The organism is Rhodococcus sp. DMU1, from assembly GCF_012272955.1.
In the GTDB taxonomy this organism is placed as follows: domain Bacteria; phylum Actinomycetota; class Actinomycetes; order Mycobacteriales; family Mycobacteriaceae; genus Rhodococcus; species Rhodococcus aetherivorans.
Genome location: NZ_CP050952.1, coordinates 2,579,172 through 2,600,339, shown reverse-complemented (window position 1 = coordinate 2,600,339; position 21,168 = coordinate 2,579,172). Strand labels below are relative to the sequence as shown.

19 protein-coding genes are annotated in these 21,168 nt (G+C 71.8%); 5 read left to right on the top strand and 14 right to left on the bottom strand.

What is annotated here, in order from left to right; genetic code table 11:
* Window positions 1–7 precede the first annotated feature (7 nt).
* The 6 genes from rbfA to rimP all read right to left on the bottom strand — a co-directional run bounded on the left by rbfA (window position 8) and on the right by rimP (window position 6,017).
* A complete protein-coding gene (gene rbfA / locus HFP48_RS12210; RefSeq protein WP_029543285.1) occupies window positions 8–466 on the bottom strand; it encodes a 30S ribosome-binding factor RbfA in 459 nt (152 codons plus the stop codon).
* 60 nt (window positions 467–526) lie between these two features.
* Complete coding sequence (locus HFP48_RS12205; RefSeq protein ID WP_029543284.1) at window positions 527–817, bottom strand: DUF503 domain-containing protein; 291 nt, start codon at window positions 815–817, stop codon at window positions 527–529.
* Window positions 818–922: 105 nt separating this feature from the next.
* On the bottom strand, window positions 923–3,868 hold the full coding sequence (infB, locus tag HFP48_RS12200; protein ID WP_168579555.1) for a translation initiation factor IF-2: 2,946 nt from the start codon (window positions 3,866–3,868) through the stop codon (window positions 923–925).
* Between the two features lie 150 nt (window positions 3,869–4,018).
* Window positions 4,019–4,339 carry a YlxR family protein gene (locus HFP48_RS12195; protein ID WP_072635117.1) on the bottom strand — a complete coding sequence of 107 codons (321 nt, stop codon included), beginning with the start codon at window positions 4,337–4,339 and terminating at the stop codon, window positions 4,019–4,021.
* A 44-nt stretch (window positions 4,340–4,383) separates the two neighbouring features.
* Complete coding sequence (gene nusA / locus HFP48_RS12190) at window positions 4,384–5,412, bottom strand: transcription termination factor NusA (RefSeq protein ID WP_006937408.1); 1,029 nt, start codon at window positions 5,410–5,412, stop codon at window positions 4,384–4,386.
* Entirely contained in the window at window positions 5,409–6,017 is a 609-nt protein-coding gene (rimP, locus tag HFP48_RS12185; protein ID WP_006937409.1) for a ribosome maturation factor RimP, read from the bottom strand. The genes nusA and rimP overlap by 4 nt, the downstream gene beginning before the upstream one ends.
* Window positions 6,018–6,181: 164 nt before the next feature.
* On the opposite strand from rimP, the gene HFP48_RS12180 reads away from it, so the two are divergent.
* Together HFP48_RS12180 and HFP48_RS12175 are read left to right on the top strand one after the other, a co-directional pair.
* On the top strand, window positions 6,182–6,694 hold the full coding sequence (locus HFP48_RS12180; protein WP_029543274.1) for a hypothetical protein: 513 nt from the start codon (window positions 6,182–6,184) through the stop codon (window positions 6,692–6,694).
* Window positions 6,691–7,137, top strand: coding sequence for a ferritin-like domain-containing protein (locus HFP48_RS12175; protein WP_006937411.1), 447 nt, complete (start codon window positions 6,691–6,693; stop codon window positions 7,135–7,137). Before HFP48_RS12180 ends, HFP48_RS12175 begins: the two co-directional genes overlap by 4 nt.
* Window positions 7,138–7,191: 54 nt before the next feature.
* Here the strand turns inward: HFP48_RS12175 and HFP48_RS12170 are convergent, their stop codons facing one another.
* Window positions 7,192–7,848 (bottom strand): O-methyltransferase, encoded by a 657-nt coding sequence (locus HFP48_RS12170; protein ID WP_029543269.1) that lies wholly within the window; start codon window positions 7,846–7,848, stop codon window positions 7,192–7,194.
* A 59-nt stretch (window positions 7,849–7,907) separates the two neighbouring features.
* A complete protein-coding gene (locus HFP48_RS12165) occupies window positions 7,908–9,641 on the bottom strand; it encodes a proline--tRNA ligase (protein WP_006937413.1) in 1,734 nt (577 codons plus the stop codon).
* A 53-nt stretch (window positions 9,642–9,694) separates the two neighbouring features.
* On the opposite strand from HFP48_RS12165, the gene yaaA reads away from it, so the two are divergent.
* Window positions 9,695–10,438, top strand: a complete 744-nt coding sequence (yaaA, locus tag HFP48_RS12160) for a peroxide stress protein YaaA (RefSeq protein ID WP_029543262.1) — start codon at window positions 9,695–9,697, stop codon at window positions 10,436–10,438.
* Here the strand turns inward: yaaA and HFP48_RS12155 are convergent.
* The 5 genes from HFP48_RS12155 to mqo all read right to left on the bottom strand — a co-directional run bounded on the left by HFP48_RS12155 (window position 10,409) and on the right by mqo (window position 17,860).
* The gene (locus HFP48_RS12155; protein WP_168579554.1) at window positions 10,409–11,560 is read right to left on the bottom strand and encodes an FUSC family protein; all 1,152 of its coding nucleotides are present in this window, start codon (window positions 11,558–11,560) and stop codon (window positions 10,409–10,411) included. The genes yaaA and HFP48_RS12155 overlap by 30 nt on opposite strands.
* Window positions 11,561–11,620: 60 nt before the next feature.
* Entirely contained in the window at window positions 11,621–13,102 is a 1,482-nt protein-coding gene (locus tag HFP48_RS12150) for an MFS transporter (RefSeq protein ID WP_006937416.1), read from the bottom strand.
* An 11-nt stretch (window positions 13,103–13,113) separates the two neighbouring features.
* Window positions 13,114–14,364, bottom strand: a complete 1,251-nt coding sequence (gene cobA, locus HFP48_RS12145) for a uroporphyrinogen-III C-methyltransferase (RefSeq protein WP_006937417.1) — start codon at window positions 14,362–14,364, stop codon at window positions 13,114–13,116.
* A gap of 148 nt (window positions 14,365–14,512) precedes the next feature.
* Window positions 14,513–16,195, bottom strand: a complete 1,683-nt coding sequence (locus HFP48_RS12140) for a long-chain-fatty-acid--CoA ligase (RefSeq protein WP_029543258.1) — start codon at window positions 16,193–16,195, stop codon at window positions 14,513–14,515.
* A gap of 135 nt (window positions 16,196–16,330) precedes the next feature.
* A complete protein-coding gene (mqo, locus tag HFP48_RS12135) occupies window positions 16,331–17,860 on the bottom strand; it encodes a malate dehydrogenase (quinone) (RefSeq protein ID WP_072635112.1) in 1,530 nt (509 codons plus the stop codon).
* A 234-nt stretch (window positions 17,861–18,094) separates the two neighbouring features.
* Between mqo and HFP48_RS12130 the strand changes: the two genes are divergently transcribed.
* Window positions 18,095–19,102, top strand: a complete 1,008-nt coding sequence (locus tag HFP48_RS12130; protein ID WP_029543255.1) for an alpha/beta hydrolase — start codon at window positions 18,095–18,097, stop codon at window positions 19,100–19,102.
* Between the two features lie 31 nt (window positions 19,103–19,133).
* Window positions 19,134–20,507: a mycothione reductase gene (gene mtr, locus HFP48_RS12125; RefSeq protein WP_168579553.1), complete on the top strand. Its 1,374-nt coding sequence runs from the start codon at window positions 19,134–19,136 to the stop codon at window positions 20,505–20,507.
* 66 nt (window positions 20,508–20,573) lie between these two features.
* Here the strand turns inward: mtr and HFP48_RS12120 are convergent, their stop codons facing one another.
* On the bottom strand, window positions 20,574–21,140 hold the full coding sequence (locus HFP48_RS12120; protein WP_029543250.1) for an alpha/beta hydrolase: 567 nt from the start codon (window positions 21,138–21,140) through the stop codon (window positions 20,574–20,576).
* Window positions 21,141–21,168 lie beyond the last annotated feature (28 nt).

Below are 21,168 nucleotides of genomic sequence, written 5' to 3'. Positions count from 1 at the left end.
CGGTGCGCTACAGGTCGTCACCGTCGTCGGGACGCACCCGTGGTTCCTTGTAGGGATCCGGCTCGCCGGCGGGAGCGGCGCCCTCGCGGGCCTTGGCGAGTTCCTCGTCGGCGGCCCGTGCCCGTTCGAGGAGTTCCTCCATGTGCCGGGCGGTGTCCGGCACGGTGTCGGTGACGAAGGTCAGGGTGGGGGTGAACCGCACCCCGGTGCCCGCCCCGACCTTCGAGCGCAGCACGCCCTTGGCCTTCTCCAGGCCTGCGGCGGCCGCGGCCAGGTCGGGTTCGGTGTCCAGGTCCTCGCCGCGGACCGTGTAGTAGACGGTGGCGTCGTGCAGATCCGCGGTGACCTTCGCATCGGTCACGGTGACGAACGCCAGCCGCGGATCCTTGATCTCGTGATCGATGGCCGTGGCGACGATCGTGGCGATGCGCTTGGCCAGTCGACGTGCCCGTGCTGGATCGGCCATGTCAGTCGGTTCCTCTCCCCGGCCGCCGGCGGCGACCACATGTTTGTTCCACCGGTCCGGTCAGTCCTCCGGACCGAAAATTCTTCGCCGCACGGAGAGCAGCTGCAACTCCGGGCGGCCGGCGACGAGCCGCTCGCACGTGTCGAGCACCTCGTTGAGATAGGGCACCGCCGATGCGGCCACCGCCACGCCGATCTCGGCGCGACGGTAGAGGTCCTGGTCGCCGGTCTCGGCGGCGCTGACCGCCATCCGCCGCAGCTCGGCGAGGACGGGCCGGATCACGGACCGCTTCTGCTTGAGCGAGCGCACGTCACCGAGCAGGACGTCCAGTTCCAGTGCCCCGAGATACATCCACCCTCCGGTGTCGTCCGGTGCCGGTCCTCCGGCACGCCGACGGCGGCGGGCGATCATCTCGCCCACCGCCGCCGACGAGGCCGTCGGTTGTGTCCGGCTGCGTCAGTCGCGCGGCTTCTCGCGCAGCTCGTACGCCTCGATCACGTCACCGATCTTGATGTCGGAGTAGGTGACCGTCAGACCGCACTCGAAGCCTTCCCGCACCTCGGTCACATCGTCCTTCTCGCGCCGCAGCGACGAGATGGTGACCGTCTCGGCGACCACGTTGTTGTCGCGGAGCAGACGGGCCTTCGCGTTGCGCTTGACGACACCCGACTGGACCATGCAGCCCGCGATGTTGCCGACCTTGGACGACTTGAAGATCGCCCGGATCTCGGCGCGGCCGAGCTCGACCTCCTCGTAGATCGGCTTGAGCATGCCCTTGAGGGCCTTCTCCACCTCGTCGATCGCCTGGTAGATGATCGAGTAGTAGCGGATGTCGACGCCCTCGCGGTTGGCGAGCTCGGTGGCCTTGCCCTCGGCGCGGACGTTGAAGCCGATGATCACGGCGTTCGACGCGGCGGCCAGGTTGACGTTGGTCTCGGTGACACCACCGACACCGCGGTCGATGACCCGCAGGCGCACCTCGTCGCCGACCTCGATGCCCATGAGGGCCTCCTCGAGGGCTTCGACCGTACCGGCGTTGTCGCCCTTGAGGATGAGGTTGAGCTCGTTGTGCTCCTTGAGCGCGGCATCGAGGTCCTCGAGGCTGATCCGCTTGCGGCTCTTGGCGGCCAGCGCGTTGCGCTTGCGCGCATTGCGGCGGTCCGCGATCTGCCGTGCGATGCGGTCCTCCTCGACGACGACGAGGTTGTCACCGGCGCCGGGCACCGACGTGAAGCCGATGACCTGGACCGGACGCGACGGGAACGCCTCGAGGACGTCGTCGCCGTGCTCGTCCACCATTCGGCGGACACGGCCGTACGCGTCGCCCGCGACGATCGAGTCGCCCACGCGCAGCGTGCCGCGCTGGACCAGGACGGTGGCCACGGGGCCGCGGCCGCGGTCGAGGTGCGCCTCGATCGCGACGCCCTGCGCCTCCATGTCCGGGTTGGCCCGCAGGTCGAGGGACGCGTCCGCGGTGAGCAGCACGGCCTCGAGCAGCTGGTCGATGTTCAGGCCCTGCTTCGCCGAGATGTCGACGAACATGGTGTCGCCGCCGTACTCCTCGGTGACCAGTCCGTACTCGGTGAGCTGCTGGCGGATCTTCTGGGGGTTCGCACCCTCCTTGTCGATCTTGTTCACCGCGACCACGATCGGCACGTCCGCAGCCTGCGCGTGGTTGATCGCCTCCACCGTCTGCGGCATGACGCCGTCGTCGGCCGCGACCACGAGGATCGCGATGTCGGTCGACTTCGCGCCGCGGGCACGCATGGCGGTGAACGCCTCGTGACCCGGGGTGTCGATGAAGGTGATCAGCCGGTCTTCGCCGTTGAGGTGGGTCATCACCTGGTAGGCGCCGATGTGCTGGGTGATGCCGCCGGCCTCGCCCTCGCGGACGTTGGCCTTGCGGATCGTGTCGAGCAGGCGGGTCTTGCCGTGGTCGACGTGACCCATGACGGTCACCACCGGCGGACGCTGCACGAGGTCTTCCTCGGTGCCCTCGTCCTCGCCGTAGGTGATGTCGAACGACTCGAGCAGCTCGCGGTCCTCGTCCTCGGGGCTGACGACCTGAACGTTGTAGTTCATCTCCGAGCCGAGCAGCTCGAGGGTCTCGTCGTTCACCGACTGAGTGGCCGTGACCATCTCACCGAGGTTGAACAGCGCCTGGACCAGGGCCGACGGGTTCGCGTCGATCTTCTCCGCGAAGTCGGACAGCGACGCGCCGCGGGCGAGACGGATGGTCTCGCCGTTGCCGCGCGGCAGCCGCACACCACCGACCGACGGTGCCTGCATCGAATCGTATTCCTGCCGCTTCTGCCGCTTCGACTTGCGGCCACGGCGCGGAGCGCCACCGGGACGACCGAAGGCACCCGCGGTTCCGCCGCGGCCACCACGGCCGGCGCCACCGCCACCGCCACCGCCACCGGGACGACCGCGGAAACCACCGGCGGCACCGGCACCGGCACCGGCGCCGGGAGCACCGCCACCGCCACCGCGGTAACCGCCGCCGCCACCAGCGCCGGCCGGACGTCCGCCGGGCGCGCCGGGACGGCCGGGACGACCGGTCGGGCCGGGACGCGCAGCACGCTGCGGCATCGCGGCCGGGTTCGGACGCGGGGGCATCGAGCCGGGGGACGGCCGGGGACCGCCCTGGCCGGGAGCCGGACGGGGACCGCCGGGACCGGCCGCGGGGCGACCCTGACCGGGAGCCGGACGGGCACCGCCGGGACCGGCCGCGGGGCGACCCTGACCGGGAGCCGGACGGGCACCGCCGGGACCGGCCGCGGGGCGACCCTGACCGGGAACCGGACGCGGCGCGCCCGGACGCGGCGCGGGCCGCTCCGCGGGTGCGGACGAGTACGGATTGTTGCCGACGCGCGGCGGCTTCGGGCCGGGACGGGGACCGCCCGGCTTGGGGCCGGCGCTCGGAGCCTGCGGGGCCGGAGCCTGCGGGGCCGGAGCCTGCGGGGCCGGAGCCTGCGGGGCCGGAGCCTGCGGCGCGGCCTGCGCGGCCGGAGCCTGCGGGGTGGCCGGCTTCGGGGCAGCCGGGCGCGGAGCGCCGGGCTTGGGGCCGGGTGCGGCGGGGCGCGAAGCCGGAGCCGGACTCGGCGCGGGGGTTGCGGCCTCGGGCTTCGGGGCCGGGGCGGGTGCCGGCGCGGCCTGGGCGGGCGCTGCCGGACGGGGACCGGGGCGCGGCGCCCCGGGCTTGGGGGCTGCCGCCGACGGAGCTGCGCCGTCGCCGTTCGCCTTCGCGAAAGATTCGCGCAGTCGACGCGCGACCGGCGGCTCGACCGTCGAGGACGCCGACTTCACGAATTCGCCCTGTTCCTTCAAACGGGCGAGAAGTTCCTTACTGGTGACACCGAGTTCCTTGGCCAACTCGTGTACACGGGCCTTGCCTGCCACTGCTCTCCTCACTGATGAGGTCGAGCGGCTGGTGCCCGCACGACCTCGGGTTATCTCCGATGGACGTTCATCGCTGGTGCTTCACGGTGTGCTCATGAGTGCTTGTACCTGTTCTTCTCAGAGTTGGTGTCCCCGGTCCGGCGCGTATCGCTACGCCGAGTCCTCCTCGTTCCGGACCCCGACCAGCTGAACAAGCGCAGACGGGTCGATTGTTCCCGACACCCGCAGCGCTCTGCCGAATGCTCGACGCCGTTCCGCCTGACCGAGGCATTCCGGATCGGGGTGCATCCACGCGCCCCGACCGGGCATCCTCCGCCCCGGGTCCGGCACCAGCACGAAGCCTGACGGCTCCGTCGCCCGCGCCACAACCCTCAGCAGATCGGCAGCCAGCACCCGCTGCCGACACCCGACACAGGTGCGCACCGGACCGGTGCGCTCTCGGTCGGCCGAGGGCAGCTCATGCTGAGCCATCGACCACTCTACCGCTGATCGGGCCGGAACCGTGCATTCCACGCCTATCTGCCTGTCGCGGGCGATCCCGCCGACGCCGGACCGCCGGCCGCGGCATCGCTGCGGATGTCGATCCGCCACCCGGTCAGCCGCGCGGCCAGCCGGGCATTCTGCCCTTCCTTGCCGATCGCGAGGGACAGCTGGTAGTCGGGAACGACGACCCGCGCGGCGCGCGCGTCGGGGTCGACGACTGTGACGGATACCACCTTCGAGGGGGACAGCGCGTTACCGACGAACTTCGCCGGATCCTCGTCGAAGTCGATGATGTCGATCTTCTCGTCACCGAGTTCGCGCATGACGTTGCGCACCCGCTGCCCCATCGGGCCGATGCACGCGCCCTTGGCGTTCAATCCCGGCACCCGTGAGTGGACGGCGATCTTGGAGCGATGGCCGGCCTCCCGCGCGACGGCGACGATCTCCACCGACCCGTCCGCGATCTCCGGCACCTCGAGGGCGAAGAGCTTGCGCACCAGGTTGGGGTGCGTCCGCGACAGGGTGATCTGCGGGCCGCGCTGCCCCCGCGACACCCCGACGACGTAGCACCGGATCCGGTCGCCGTGCTCGTACGTCTCGCCGGGCACCTGCTCGGCCGGCGGGATCAGCCCTTCGGTGCCGGTGGTCTCGGCGCCGATCTTCACCACGACCATGCCGCGGGCGTTGGCGCGGGTGTCGCGCTGGACCACACCGGCGACGACCTCGCCCTCGTGTGTCGCGAACTCCCCGAACCGCTGCTCGTGCTCGGCATCGCGGATGCGCTGCATGATCACCTGGCGGGCGGTGGTCGCCGCGATGCGACCGAAGCCCTCCGGGGTGTCGTCCCACTCGGAGACGAGGTTGCCGTCCGCGTCGAACTCCTGCGCCATCACCCGCACGGCACCGGTCCGGCGGTCCACGTCGACACTCGCGTGCGGCTGGTGCCCGTCGGTATGCCGGTAGGCCGTGAGCAGGGCCGTCTGGATCGTCTCGATCAGCGCATCGAACGGGATGTTCTTGTCGGCCTCGAGGACCTTCAGGGCTGCGATGTCGATATTCACTTGTCCACCTTCACTTCGTCCGTGCCGTTGTAGTCCGTGCCGCTCTCGTCGTCCGGGTCGTCGCCGTCGCCCTCGGCGATCTCGCCGGCACGCACCCGGCCGTCCGGCAGGCCGCCCGCGAGCTCGAGTTCGCGCGGATTCGGCGCGTTGAACTCCACCTCGACGACGGCGCGGCGCACCTCCGCGAGCGGGATCGCCCGCACCGAGGGCCCGCTGCGGCCGGGAACGACGATCCGGACCTCGTCCCCGACGAGCTCGCCGATGCGGCCGACGATCGTCTCGTCGTCCAGTTCGATCCGGGCCTTGCGGGCCTGGGACCGGCGCCAGTGCCGCTCGCGGGTGAGCGGGCGGCCGATGCCGGGGCTGGTCACCTCGAGCACGTAGGGCGACTCGCCGAAATCGGAGACGGCGTCGAACGCCTCGGAGACCAGGGTGCTCAGGCGGGCGGCCTCGTCGAGGCTCAACCCGGCGTCGCTGTCGACGAACAGCCGCACCGTGCTGTGCTTGCCCGCAGACGTGATCACCACGTCCTCGAGGTCGTATCCCTCGCGCTCGATCGGGCCGGAGACGAGTTCGGCAATTCTCTCCGGGGGCGGCACCGGCATCGCGACAGGCTCCTCGTTCAGTTGTGATCGCAGCGGACGTCATGCCGGCGCACGAGCGGACCGGCAGGTATTCAAGGGTATCGCGCATCCGGCGCTCCCGTGACCAACCCCCCGCGGCCCGACCACCGTCGGATCCGCCCGGACCGGGCTGGCACGATGGTGCGGTGCCGACGCCCGCATCCTCACCGCCCGTGTCCCGACGCACCGTGCTGCGCTGGTCCGGCGCCGCGCTCGGCGGCGTCGGTGCGCTCGCCGTCGCCGGGTGCGGCGCCGGCACGGACGACGGCGCCGGGGAGGTCGATCCCCTGATCGCCCAGGCCGAGCGGGCGCGCGTCGACGCCGCGACCGCCGGTCTGCTCGTCGCGCTGCTCCCCGACCGGGCGGGCGCCCTGAATGCCGTCGGCGCCGAGCGCACGACCCACGCCCAGGTCCTCGACGCCGAGGTGGCCCGGCTCGCCGGGGCCGACCCGGCGTCGACCACCACGGCGTCGACCACCACGACGACGACCGTGGCCCCGGCCGCGGATCCACCCACCCTCGACCTGCTGCGCGAGCGACTGAACGGCTCCCAGCGGGCCGCCGCGGACCTGGCCCGCACCCTGCAGGGCTACCGGGCGGGCCTGCTCGCCTCGATCAGCGCCGCGTGCGCCGTGCACAAGGGGGTGCTGCTGCCGTGAGTTCACAGTCGCTGGGCGTCGAGCAGCAGGCCCTCGTGGACGCGTTGAACGCCGAGTACGCCGCGGTGTTCGGCTACGGCATCGTCGCCGCGTTCTCCAATCCCGCCCGCGCGGCCGAGGTGTCGGCGGACACCGCCGCCCACCGGGCCCGGCGCGACGCCACCACGGACGCGCTGCGGGCCGCCGCCGTCACCCCGCCCACCGCGGCCGCCGGGTACACGACGCCCTTCCCGGTGACCGACGCGGTTTCCGCCGCACAGTTGGCGGTGCAGATCGAGACCGATGTCGCGGTGGCGTGGCGCTCCGTCGTCGAGCGGGCACGCAGCGAGCACACCCGCGGGGCGGCGATCGAGGCCCTCACCGAGTCCGCGATGCGGGCGGCCCGGTGGCGCGCGAACCTCGGGGTCGTCCCGCCGTCCGTCGCGCTGCCCGGGCAGCCCTGACCTCGACCGGGACGCCGCGGCATCCGCTCGCGCCGACCGCCGCGGGCGAAGTGCTCAGTCGGTCACGACCGCTATCGCGAAGCCGTCCCAGCCCTTTGCGCCGACGGTCTGCAGCGCGGTCGCGTCGAGCCGAGGGTCGGTGGCCATGAGTTCCAGCACCTCTCGGGCGCCGCGCACCCGCTCGTCGTCGAGATCGGCGTTGGTGACCGAACCGCCGCGGATCACGTTGTCGACGACGATGACGGTGCCGGGGCGGCCGAGCCGCAGCGCCCACCGCACGTAGTGCGGGTTGTTCTCCTTGTCCGCATCGACGAACACCAGGTCGAACGGGGCCCCGCCCTCGAGGGACGGCAGGGTGTCGAGGGCGGCGCCCACCCGGATGTCGACCCGCTCCCCCACGCCGGCGCGATCGAGGTTGGCGCGCGCGACCCCGGCGTGCCGGGGCTCGTACTCGAGGGTGACCACGCGCCCGTCGTCGCCGACGGCCCGCGCGAGCCAGATGGTGGAGTACCCGCCGAGCGTGCCGATCTCGAGGATGCGCCGCGCACCGCGGATCCGCGCCAGCAGATGCAGGAACTTGCCCTGCACGGGTGCGACGTCGATCGGCGGCAGGCCCGCCGCGGCGTTCGCCGCGAGCGCGTCCTCGAGCTGAGGGTCGGCCCCGATCAGGGTGTCGGTCAGGTAGGCGTCGGTGCGCTCCCAGTCGTCCATGGCATCAGTGTGGTGCCCCGGTGGCCCGCACGCGATCCCGAGGGCCACCGGGGGTGCTACTACGCGCCGAGGATCTCCTTCAGGGCCGCATCGGCCGGCACCTCGCGGGACTCGCCGCTGAACCGGTCGCGCAGCTCGACCTTGCCGTCGGCCCAGCCGCGGCCGACGACGACGACCAGCGGCACGCCGAGCAGCTCGGAGTCCTTGAACTTCACGCCGGGCGAGGCCTTGCGATCGTCGAGCAGCACCTCGACGCCCGCCTTGTCGAGCTCGGCGGCCAGATTCTCGGCACCCTCCCGGGCCGCCTCGTCCTTGTTCGCGATCACCAGGTGCACCCCGAACGGGGCGACCTCGGCGGGCCACCGCAGGCCCTTGTCGTCGTGCTGCTGCTCGGCGATCACGGCGACGAGCCGGGAGACACCGACGCCGTAGGAACCCATGGTCGGGCGCACCGGCTTGCCGTTCTCGCCGAGCACGTCGACGGCGAAGGCGTCGGTGTACTTGCGGCCGAGCTGGAACACGTGGCCGATCTCGATGCCGCGCGCCGACACGAGCGGGCCCGCACCGTCCGGGGACGGGTCACCGTCGCGCACCTCGGCGGCCTCGATGGTCCCGTCCGGGGTGAAGTCGCGCCCGGCGACGAGTCCGACGACGTGCCTGCCGGGCTCGTCGGCGCCGGTGATCCACGACGTGCCGTTTCCGACGCGCGGATCGACGAGGTAACGAACTCCGTTGTCGAGCAACGCTTTCGGACCGATGTACCCCTTGACGAGGAACGGGTTGGCCGCGAAGTCGGCGTCCGTGAGCAGCTCGTACTCGGCCGGCTCGAGCGACGCGCCGAGCCGCTTGTCGTCGACCTCCCGGTCGCCGGGGATGCCGATGCCGAGCAGTTCCCACTCCCCGCCGGGTCGCCGCGTCTTGACGAGGATGTTCTTGAGGGTGTCGGCGGCGGTCACCGGGCGGTCGAGCGCACCGTTGGCCCACTCGACGAGAGTGTCGATGGTCGGGGTGTCCGGGGTGTCGTGCACCACCGCCTCGGGCAGCCCGTCGAACGGAACCGGCTCGGGGGCCAGGGTCTCGACGGCCTCGACGTTCGCGGCGTAGCCCGACTCGAGGCAGCGCACGTACGTGTCCTCGCCGGCGTCGCTCTCGGCGAGGAATTCCTCCGACGCGCTGCCGCCCATGGCGCCCGACGTCGCGGAGACGATCACGTACTTCACGCCGAGTCGGGCGAAGATCCGCTCGTAGGCGTCACGATGCGCCCGGTACGACTCGGCCAGGCCCTCGTCGGTGAGGTCGAAGCTGTAGGAGTCCTTCATCACGAACTCGCGGCCGCGGAGGATGCCGGCACGGGGACGTTCCTCGTCGCGGTACTTCGTCTGGATCTGGTACAGGGTGACCGGAAAATCCTTGTACGAGTTGTATTCACCCTTGACGGTGAGCGCGAACATCTCCTCGTGGGTGGGGCCGAGCAGGTAGTCGGCGCCCTTGCGGTCCTGGAGCCGGAACAACCCGTCGCCGTACTCGGTCCACCGGTTCGTGGTCTCGTAGGGGTCGCGCGGCAGCAGCGCCGGCAGCGAGATCTCCTGCCCACCGATCGCGTTCATCTCCTCGCGCACGACACGCTCGACCTGCCGCAGTACCCGCAGACCCAGCGGCAGCCACGAGTACACCCCCGGGGCGATGCGGCGGACGTAGCCGGCGCGCACGAGCAGCTTGTGGCTGGCGACCTCGGCGTCGGCCGGGTCGTCGCGGAGGGTGCGGAGAAACAGGTGCGACATGCGGGTGATCACGGGAGAGCAGCCTACCTGCCGCCCCGGAACCGACCTCGGTACGGTTACCGCTTGTGCTGGTGCTTCTGCCTCCCTCCGAAACCAAGTCCGACGGCGGCGACGGTGCGCCCCTCGACCTGGGCGAGCTGTCGATGCCGCAACTGACCGCGACCCGCGAGGAGCTGGTGCAGGCGCTCGTCGACCTGGCCGCGGATCCGGAGGCGTCGAGCCTCGCCCTGGGCCTGGGTCCCACGCAGGCGGACGAGATCGAACGCAACGCCAAGCTGTGGGTCTCGCCCACCCGGCCGGCTCTCGCGCGCTACACCGGGGTGCTGTTCGACGCCCTCGACGCCGGCTCGTTCACCCGGGCGCAGCGGGAGAAGGCCCACCGGCGACTCGCGATCGGATCGGCCCTGTTCGGCGCGGTGCGCGCGGGCGATCCCATCCCGGCCTATCGCCTGTCGGGCGGATCGAAGCTGCCCGGCGTCGGGACCCTCGCGTCGCTGTGGCGGCCGGAGCTGAGCGGCGCCCTGGCCGCCGAGGCCGCCGGGCAGCTCGTGGTGGACCTGCGGTCGGGGGTGTACCGGCAGCTCGGGCCCGTCCCCGGCGCGGTCACCGCGACCGTGCTCACCGAGCAGCCCGACGGGAGCCGCAAGGTGGTCAGTCACTTCAACAAGCACCACAAGGGCCTGCTGGCCCGCGCGCTCGTACTGACCCGCGCGGAGCCGGCCGACGTCGACGGTGCCGCCCGCGTCGCGGCCCGGGCGGGCCTGCGGGTCGAGGTGGCGTCAGCCACCGAACTGGTGATCCTGACCTGACTGCGGCACGCGCCGGGTGTCCTGCACCGCGGTGAGGAACCGGTGCGCCGGGTGCCAGAAGCTACCGAGCACGGCCGCCACCCGAGGATCGGCGGACCCGGCGGCCGATCGCTGCAGTTCGGCCAGCCGGTCGGCGCACTCGCCGCAGGCGTCGTCGAATCGGACGGGTTCGGCGAATCGGACGGGGTCGGCAGCGGTGTCCCCGATCCGGTCCACGAGCTCGGCCAGGGCTGTCAGGAGAGCAGGCACCGAGCAGCGCGCCGCGTCGTCCGCCCCGTCGAGAACGCCGTCCGACGCCGCCTCCGCCACGCGGGCGAGTTCGCGGAGCGCCGGCACGGCGTACCACAGCCGGTCGAGGACGTCGTCGGAGGCCGAGGCCTGATCCCGGACCCGGGCCGCGATCGGGCGCGGATTGAGCCGCACACTCTCTCGTGCCCACTGCGACGACTCCGCCGCGCGGTCCATCATCCGGTCGATCTCCCCCGTGCGACGCACCCAGCCCCCGGGCCCCGGACCCGCCTCGTCGCCCAGCCCGGCGGCCATGTCACACAGCAGGGATCGGGCCTCACGGGCGAGTACCCCGAGTTCGTCCCCGACCGGGTAGACCGGCGGGAACAGCACCGCGGTCACCACGAGTCCGCACGCTGCCCCGATCGCCGTCTCGAGCAGCCGCTCCCCCAGCATCACGGGGCTGCCGGCGGCGCCCGTCGCGATCACCAGCAACGCGGTGATCGCCACCCAGATCCCGTTCGAACCGAACCGCCGCCAGCGGCCGACGAACCAGCCGACGAGCACCACGACGCCGATCGCCGCCGTCTGCCCCGGCACCAGCCATTCCGCCGTTGCCGCGAGCAGCACGCCGGCGACGACCGTTCCGATCTGCACCACCGCCTGCCGGAGGGACCTGAACACCGTGGTCTCGACGAGGAACACCGCGACGTAGGGGGCGAGGAAGGCCTGCGGCAGCGTCAGCCACTCGGCGGCGACGAGCCACGCGAGGACCGCCGCGAGGGCCGACTTCAGCGCCTGCGCGGCGACGTACCGCTCGTGCCCGCGCACGCGTACCGCGCGTGCGGTCCACGTCGCCGGGAACCGCATCCACTCGGTGATGGTCGACAACATGTCCGTCGGCTACCCCGCCGCTGGGGCCGGGCACACCTCGGCGGCAGGGCCGGTACGGGGCTACGCGCCCTGCGCCGCCTTCTCCGCCACCTGGGCCTGCGCCACCTGCTCGGGGGTGAAGCGGATGAACAGCGCCGCGGCACCCGCGATCACGGCGCACACCGCACAGCCGACGAGGGCGAAGAGGTAGCCCTCCCCCAGCGCGTAGAGCTGGCCGGGATCCATGTCGGCGACGGCGCCGGACGTGCCGCCCAGCGACAGGGTCCGCGACGTGGCCATCGCGCCGATCACGGCCAGGCCGATGGGGCCGCCGAGGGTCTGCGCCACCTGGGCGATCGCCGCGAGCGGGCCGATCTCGTGCGAGCCGACGCCGGCGATCGCGCACAGCGGCAGCGGCACCACGGCCAGGCCCACCCCGAACCCGACGACGAGCACCAGGACGAACAGCGTCGGCAGGTAGGCGACGGTGTGCGACATCGTCGAGCCGTACAGGAGGCTGACCGCCATGATCAGCGCCCCGGTGACGACCAGCCAGCGGGGCCGCACCCGCACCGCCAGCTTCGACGCGACCGCCGCGGCGGCGCCCAGGCCGAAGGCGAAGGGCACGAACGCCAGGCCGGCCTGCAGCGGCGAATAGCCGAGGATGTCCTGCACGAACAGGGCGACGAACGCGGCGAGGCTGAACATGACGGCACCGGCGAAGAAGATGGACACGAACGTCGCGACCCGGTCCGCGTTGCGGAACAGCACGAACGGCAGCAGCGGGTTCTCGGCGCGGCGCTCGACGACGAGGAACACCGCGAGCAGCGCGGTACCGGTGATCAGCGCGCCGACCACCGCAGGACTGGTCCACCCCATCTCCGGGCCCTCGGTGAGCCCGAAGACGAGACCGGTGCAGCCGAGTGTGGCGAGCACCGCGCCCGGCACGTCCAGCGGCAGCCGCTCGGCCGCGGTCTCGCGCAGCGCGACCACCGCCAGGCTCACGATCAGCATCCCGATCGGCACGTTGATCAGGAAGATCCAGCGCCAGGACACCTCGGTGAGGGCGCCGCCGATGATCAGCCCCGCGATCGATCCGACGCCCGTCATGGCCGCGAAGATGGCGATCGCCTGGTTGCGTGCCGGTCCGGGCGCGAAGGTGGTGGCGACCAGCGCCAGGGCCGTGGGCGAGGCCACGGCGGCGCCGACGCCCTGCAGCGCGCGGGCCGCGACGAGGGTGCCCTCGTTGACGGCGAGGCCGCACAGCAGCGACGCGACGGTGAACAGGCCGACGCCGGCGATGAACATGCGTTTGCGGCCGAAGGCGTCGCCGAGACGTCCGCCGAGGAGCATCAGCCCCCCGTAGCTCAGGGCGTACGACGTGAGCACCCAGTTGCGGCCCGCGTCACTCAGACCGAGGTCCTCCTGCAGCGGCGCCAGCGCGAGATTGGCGACCGTGCCGTCGAGCACGACCATCAACTGCAGACCGCTGAGGACGATGATCGCCAGGCCCAGCGCACGCGTGGTGACGGGGTAGCTCACGGGCGAGGAGGTTTCGGCCATGTGGATCAACGTTACCGAGCGCCCGGGGCGACCCCGGCCACCGGCCCGATGTCGAACCCGGCCACCGGCCCGATCACGATGATGGCCGGCGGGCGGATCTGCTCCTCCCGGACGCGGGCGGCGACGGTCTTCAGGTCGGCGCGCAGCACCCGCTGGGTGCGCAGCGTGCCCTCCTGGATCACGGTGACCGGGGTCTGCGCGGGCCGGCCGCCCTCGAGCAGGGCGGCGGCGAACTGCTCGATCCGCTCGACCGCCATCAGCAGCACGAGCGTGCCGCGCAGGCGCGCGAGCGCACCCCAGTCGGTGAGCGAATCCGGGTGGTCGGGCGCCACGTGGCCGCTGACCACGACGAACTCGTGAGTGACGCCGCGGTGGGTGACGGGGATCCCGGCCGCGGACGGCACCGAGATGGCGCTGGTGATGCCGGGGACGACGGTCACGGGCACTCCGGCGGCGACGCACGCCTCGAGTTCCTCGTAGCCGCGGCCGAACACGTACGGGTCGCCGCCCTTGAGCCGGACGACGAACTTTCCGGCCTTGGCGCCGTCGATCAGCGCCTGGTTGATGGCCTCCTGCGCCATCGCCCGGCCGTAGGGGATCTTGGCCGCGTCGATCACCTCGACGTGCGGGCCGAGCTCGGCGAGCAGTTCCGGCGGGGCCAGCCGGTCGGCGACGACGACGTCGGCGCGACCCAGCAGGCGCCGCCCGCGGACCGTGATCAGGTCGGGATCGCCCGGGCCGCCACCGACCAGCGCGACCCCGGGGCGGGCGGGCTCGGCGTCGGCGACGACGGCACCGGACTGCAGGGCCTCGCGGATCGCGGTGCGCACGGCCGCGGAGCGGCGGTGGTCGCCGCCGGCCAGCACACCGACGGTCATCCCGTCGTAGTGGGCGGTGGCCGGGGTGACGGCCGTGCCGCGGCGGGCGTTGTCGGCCCGGACGCAGAAGATGCGGTGACGTTCGGCCTCGGCGACGATCGCGGCGTTGGTGTCCGGTTCGTCGGTGCAGGCGATGGCGTACCAGGCGCCGTCGAGATCCCCGTCACGGTAGTCGCGCAGTTCCAGGGTGACCTGCCCGGCGGTGGCCATGCCCTCGACCGCGGGCGTCGCCGCACGGGTGATCACGTGCACGTGGGCACCGGCGGCCACGAGCAGACCGAGCCGTCGCTGTGCGACGGTACCGCCCCCGACCACCACTACTCGCCGGCCCCGCAAATTGAGCCCGACCAGGTAGTTGGTCTCGTCATCGGCAGCACTGGACACCGGCACTTCCCATCTTTCGGCACTGTGCAACGCGCATCACGCTGCGGGGAACGCACAAACACTACGGGCCGGGCCGATCGCGGCGCCATCCGCCGTACGAACATCGTGAGGGACGCCGCAGGCCCGGCACGCACGGCGTCCGAAGGACTCAGCCGACGAGGAGGGACTCGCGGACCTGCCGGCGGAGCACCTTCCCGATCAGGGACCGCGGCAGGTCGTCCACCACCACCACACGCCGCGGGACCTTGTAGGCGGCCAGGCGCGAACGGCAGTGCTCCCGCGCCGCCTCGGGGTCGAAGTCGTCGCCCGAGACCAGCACCGCCGCCACCACCTCCTCGCTGCCGTCAGGGGTCGGCAGACCCACCACGGCGGCGTCGACTACTCCCGGGAACAGCCGCAGCGCCGCTTCGACCTCGGACGGCATGACGTTGAAGCCACCGGTGATGATCAGTTCCTTGATCCGGTCCACGACCGTGACGAATCCGTCGCGGTCGACCTGGACGATGTCACCGGTCCGGAACCAGCCGCCGTCGAGCAGCGCCTCCGCCGTCTGTTCGGGCTTGTTCCAGTATCCGGAGAACACCTGCGGTCCGCGGATCAGCAGCTCTCCCCGCTGCCCGGGTTCGACGTCGCGCTCAGGGTCGGCCGGATCGACCACCCGGATCTCGGTGCTCGGGAAGGGAACTCCGACCGCACCGGGCCGGCGGGCGAGTCCGATGGGATTGCCGACCGCGACCGGCGACGTCTCGGTCAGCCCGTACCCCTCGACCAGCACGCCCCCGGTGACCGCCTCCCACAGTTCCAGTGTCTCCGTCGGCAAGGGCATCGCCCCGGAAATCGACCAGCGCGCCGACGTCAGATCCACCGACCGCTCCCGGGCCGCGCGGGCGAGGCGCTCGTAGATCGGCGGCACCGCGGGCATGAACGTGGGTGGGTGCTTCTTCGCGGCGGCGAGCACCAGATCCACGTCGAACTTGGGGAACAGCACCAGACGGGCGCCGATGCTCATCGCGAAGGTCACACACAGGGTGAGCCCGTAGGCGTGGAACATCGGCAGCACCGCGTAGACGACCTCTGCGCCGTCGACCAGCCCCGGCACCCAGGCGCGGCCCTGCGCGGCGTTGGCGCCGAGGTTCGAGTGCGTGAGCATCGCGCCCTTCGGGGTGCCGGTGGTGCCGCTCGTGTACTGGACGACCGCCAGATCGCCGACGGAGGGGCGCGGATGCTCCGGGTCGAGGGGTCCGTCGGCCAGCAACCGCTGCCACGGAATCGTCCCCGGCGCCGGCCCCGTCAGCGCGTCCCGCAACGCGCGCGCTCTCGGGACGGGGAGGGTGAGCGCGAGCCGCTTGGACCACGGCATCGAACGAGTGATGTTCACCGCCACGATGTGCTCGACGGCCGTGTCCCCGGCGATCCGCTGCAGCAGCGGACAGACCTTGTCCCAGGCGACCGCCACCGTGGCGCCGTGGTCCGCGAACTGGTGGGCCATCTCCTCGCCGGTGTAGAGCGGATTGTGCTCGACCACCACGCCGCCGATCCGCAGGACCGCATAGAACGCGATCACGTGCTCCGGACAGTTCGGCAGGACGAGCGCCACCCGGTCGCCGGGGCGCACGCCGAGCCGTCGCAGCCCCTCCGCGGCACGGTGCACCCGGTCGCCGAGTTGCGAATAGGTCAGTTCCGCGCCGAAGAACTCGAGCGCCGGACGTGGCCCGAACCGAGCGACCGACGCCTCCAGCATGTCGACCAGCGAGTGCTCGGGGGGTGCGATGTCCGACGGCACCCCCTCGGCGTAGCTGTCGAGCCAGATCCGTTCCATACCGGTGCCCACAGCCCCGCCCCTCTCAGCGACTGGGATCAGGGTATCCCGCCGGGGCGCGGGCGCCACGGCGTTCCGGCGGACGGCGCGGCCCGCGAGGGCCGGACCCGGCCGAGACCCTCGCAGGCCGCATCGGAGGACGGGCGGTCAGACCGTCGCCGGCTCCGCCGGGGCGGTGGCCTCCACCGCGGAGGCGACATCGAGCTGCAGGGACTTGGTGCCCCAGCGCCAGACCTTGTCGAACAGCGCGGTGTCGTCCGAGAGCTTGACCCCGAGGGACGGCACCATCTCCTTGAGGGTGTCCTGCCACGCCGTCCACCGGTCGGGGAAGCAGCGCTCGAGGACGTCGAGCATCGCCGGAACGGCGGTCGAGGCGCCGGGGGACGCGCCGAGCAGACCGGCGATCGTGCCGTCGCCGGCATTGACCACGGCGGTGCCGAACTCGAGCACTCCACCCGCACCCTTGCGGCGGATCACCTGCACCCGCTGACCGGCGGTGATGAGCTCCCAGTCCGCCATGCGGGCCCGCGGCACGAACTCGCCGAGGGTGCCGATGCGGTCGCGCGGCGACTGCATCAGCTCACCGATCAGGTACTTGGTCAGACCCATCTCGGTGAGGCCGACGCCGATCATCGACAGCAGGTTGTTGGGCTTGACCGAGCCGGGCAGGTCGGTGAGCTTGCCGTTCTTGAGGAACTTCGGGGACCAGCCGGCGTACGGGCCGAACAGCAGGCCCTGCTTGCCGCCGATCACGCGGGTGTCGAGGTGCGGGACCGACATCGGTGGCGCACCCACGGCCGCCTTGCCGTACACCTTCGCGCTGTGCATGGCGATCAGCTCCGGGTTGGTGCAGCGCAGGAACTGGCCGGAGACGGGGAAACCGCCGAAGCCCTTGGCCTCCGCGATACCCGACTTCTGCAGCAGGTGCAGCGCTCCGCCGCCGGCACCGACGAACACGAACCGGGCATGCACCTTGCGGGCCTGGCCGGTGCGGCGGTTGCGGACCTTGACGATCCAGCTGCCGTCGGACTGCTTGTCCAGGTCGGTCACGTCGTGGCCGAAGTGCACGGTGCCGCCCGACGCGGCGACGTTGTTGAGCAGCTGCTTGGTGAGGGCACCGAAGTCGACGTCGGTGCCGTCCTGGGTCCAGTTCAGCGCGATGGGCTCGGAGAAGTCACGGCCCTGCGCCATCAGCGGCAACCGCTCGGAGAAGTACTCGGGGCTCTCCGAGTACTCCATGCCGGCGAAGAGCGGGTGCCCGGCCAGCGCGTCGTAGCGGGCACGCAGGTACTTCACGTTGTCGGCGCCGTGGACGAAGCTGACGTGCGGAACGGGATTGATGAAGTTCTTGGGATCGGTGAGGATGCCGTTGTCCACCGCGAACGCCCAGAACTGGCGCGAGACCTGGAACTGCTCGTTGACGTTGATCGCCTTGGTGATGTCCACGCCACCGCCCGGCTTGGCGGGCGTGTAGTTCAGCTCGCACAGCGCCGAGTGACCGGTGCCTGCGTTGTTCCAGGGATCGCTGCTCTCCGCCGCGGCGGCGTCGAGCCGCTCGAAGGCGGTGATGGACCAGTCGGGCTGCAGCCGGCGCAGGATTGCGCCGAGCGTCGCGCTCATGATGCCCGCACCCACGAGCACTACATCGGTCTTGGCCTCTACCACGTTCTCTGACACTGGAGGATCGACTTCCTTGTCTGTTCGCACGCGCCGTTGCGTTCCGCACTGCTCCGCGTGAGTGTCCCGTGCACGTCCGTGCTCGTCGGCCGGGTCTCGCTGCACTCGCGGATCCCGGCGACGTCGCGGCCGCGCCGACTGCGACGAACAGGTTACCCGCGCGTTGTCCGGCGTTTGTCTTCACCCAATTGTGCCCCCACGACAGGTCCGCGTAGTGACCAATACAGTGTGATCGTGACTACTTGGATGCCCGATATCCTCGGCGACGGATACGAGCAGCTCACGCTGCCTCTCGGCCCCGATCCGGACGGCGAGGGCGAGGTCACCGCCACCCTCGTCCGCTATCAGCCGTCCGTCTACCCCGGCGGCGAGTCCGCCCCGGACCGTGCCGTGATCTACGTGCACGGATTCACCGACTACTTCTTCCAGCAGCACCTCGCCGAGCACTTCGCGGCCCAGGGGTACCGCTTCTTCGCCCTGGACCTGCGCAAGTGCGGCCGCTCCCGGCAACCGGAGCAGACGCCGCACTTCGTCACCGACCTGACCTACTACGACGCCGAGCTCGAGGAGGCGCTGCGGGTCGTCCGGAGCGAGGTCGGCGGCGGCATCCTCCTCGTGGCGCATTCCACCGGCGGGCTGGTCCTGCCGCTGTGGCTCGACCGGCTGAACCGCCGGCCCGGCGGCACAGGCGGCGCCGGGATCCAGGGCCTGATCCTCAACAGCCCGTGGTTCGACCTGCAGGGGCCCTCGATCCTGCGCAGCCTCGGCACCGTCGCCGTCGACACCGTCGGCCGGGTCCGCAGCCGAGCCGTCATCCCGGGGCAGAGCCTGGACACCTACGGGATGAGCCTGCACAGGAACGCCAACGGCCAGTGGGAGTACGACCTGGACTGGAAGCCGCTGGCCGGGTTCCCCGTCACGTTCGGCTGGCTCCGCGCGGTCCGTCGCGGCCACGCGCGGCTGCACCGCGGCCTCGACGTCGGGGTCCCGTCGCTGATCCTGCGGTCGAAGGACACGCGCTGGGCCCCGGCGTACGACCCCGCGGTGGACACCGCCGACGCGGTCCTCGACGTCAAGCAGATCGCCCGCTGGGCCGGGTGCCTGGGCGACCGCACGACGATCGTCCCGATCACCGGTGCCCGCCACGATGTGTTCCTCTCCACACCGGAGGTCCTCGAGGTGGCATTCCGGGAATTGGATCTGTGGCTGGACTGGTTGGACGGTCACAGCAGAACCCTGTGACCGTCCGCGCGAACCTGACTACGGGAGAACAGTGAGCCACTACGACCTGGCCATCATCGGCACCGGATCCGGAAACTCGATCGTCGACGAGCGATACGACGGCAAGAAGGTGGCCATCCTCGAGCAGGGCACCTTCGGCGGCACCTGCCTCAACGTCGGCTGCATCCCCACCAAGATGTACGTCTACGCGGCGGAGGTCGCGCAGACCGTGCGCAAGGCCGCGAAGTACGGGGTGGACGCGACGGTCGACGGGGTCCGGTGGAACGACATCGTCGACCGCGTGTTCGGCCGGATCGACCCGATCGCGGCAGGCGGAGAGCGCTACCGCACGGAGGACTGCGCGAACGTCACCGTCCACCGCGGGCACGCCCGGTTCGTCGGCGAGCGCGCCCTCGACACCGGCACCGGGGAGATCATCACCGCCGACCAGGTCGTCGTCGCGGCGGGCGCGCGGCCCGTGATCCCGCAGGAGGTACTCGACGGCGGGGTGCGTTACTACACCAACGACGACATCATGCGGCTGCCGAAGCTGCCCGAGTCGCTCGTGATCCTCGGCTCCGGGTTCATCGCGATGGAGTTCGCCCACGTCTTCTCCGCCCTCGGCACCCGGGTGTCGGTGCTGGCCCGCACCGGTCAGCTGCTGCGGCACCTCGACCACGACCTCGCCGAGCACTTCACCGGTCTGGCCACCGACCGGTGGGACGTGCACCTGTCCAACCCCGCGACCGCCTTCCGCGCCGTCGGCGACGGCGTCGAGGTGGACCTGGCCGACGGCACCACCGTCAGCGGCGACGCGCTGCTCGTCGCGGTGGGACGCACGCCCAACGGGGACGCACTGGACGCCGCCGCCGGCGGGCTCGCGCTGCACGAGGACGGCCGGATCGTCGTGGACGAGTTCCAGCGGACCACCGCGCGCGGGGTCTTCGCGCTCGGTGACGTCTCGTCGTCGCACCAGCTCAAGCACGTCGCGAACCACGAGGCCCGGGTCGTGCAGCACAACCTGCTCCACGACGCGTGGGGCGGGGACACCTCCGCGCTGCGCCGCTCGGACCACCGTTTCGTGCCGTCCGCGGTGTTCACCGACCCGCAGATCGCGACGGTCGGGCTGACCGAGGAGCAGGCCCGCGCCCAGGGCTACGACGTCGCGGTGAAGATCCAGTACTACGGCGACGTCGCCTACGGCTGGGCGATGGAGGACACCGAGGGCTTCTGCAAGGTGATCGCCGACCGCGCCACGGGCAAGCTGCTCGGCGCGCACATCCTGGGCGCCCAGGCGTCGTCGGTGATCCAGCCGCTGATCCAGGCGATGAGCTTCGGTCTCACCGCGCGAGAGACGGCCACCGGCCAGTACTGGATCCACCCGGCCCTGCCGGAACTGGTCGAGAACGCGCTGCTGGGTCTGTAGGCCGCGTGCGTCCTTCGGGCGGTTCCGGCCTCCCGAAGGACACACCGGCGGCGAAGCCGCCCGCTGCTACCAGCTGCCGGTGCGCAGGGCGATCGCGCTGGCCAGCTCCGCCGGCGCCTCGGCCGGGATGTTGCCCACCCCGCTCAGCTCGACGACGCGGAACTCCGACAGGACGTACCGCATCGAGGCGTCGGCCTCCGCGCGCCGCGCAGCGCTGCCCACGAGCACGGTGGTGGGCACCTCGGCGGGGGCGGCGTTCGCGTCCCGCACGACGCCCTCGGCGTCCGGCACCGCCGGATGGCCCCGGTCGGCGACGACGAGGCTGGCGAACCGGCCGAACCGGCCCGACGCGACGGCCCACGCCAGCTCCGCCCCGGCGCCGCTGCCGACGAGGTGCACCCACGGCAGCTTCAGGGCGTCGAGCAGGGCGTGCACGCCCGCGACGTCGAGACCCTCGATGGTCTCGGGCACGAACGTGCGTAGATCCGAATGGTGCAGCCGCTCGCACACCGCGTCGTAGACGTCGGCGGATTCCCCGGCGCCGGGCAGCAACAGCACCGCGTGCCGGCTCTCGGGGCCGTCGATGCGAACGGTGAAGGTGCCGGCCGGGATCGCCACGTCAGTCGGTTCCATGCCGAAGCACGGTACGCGACACGGCGCC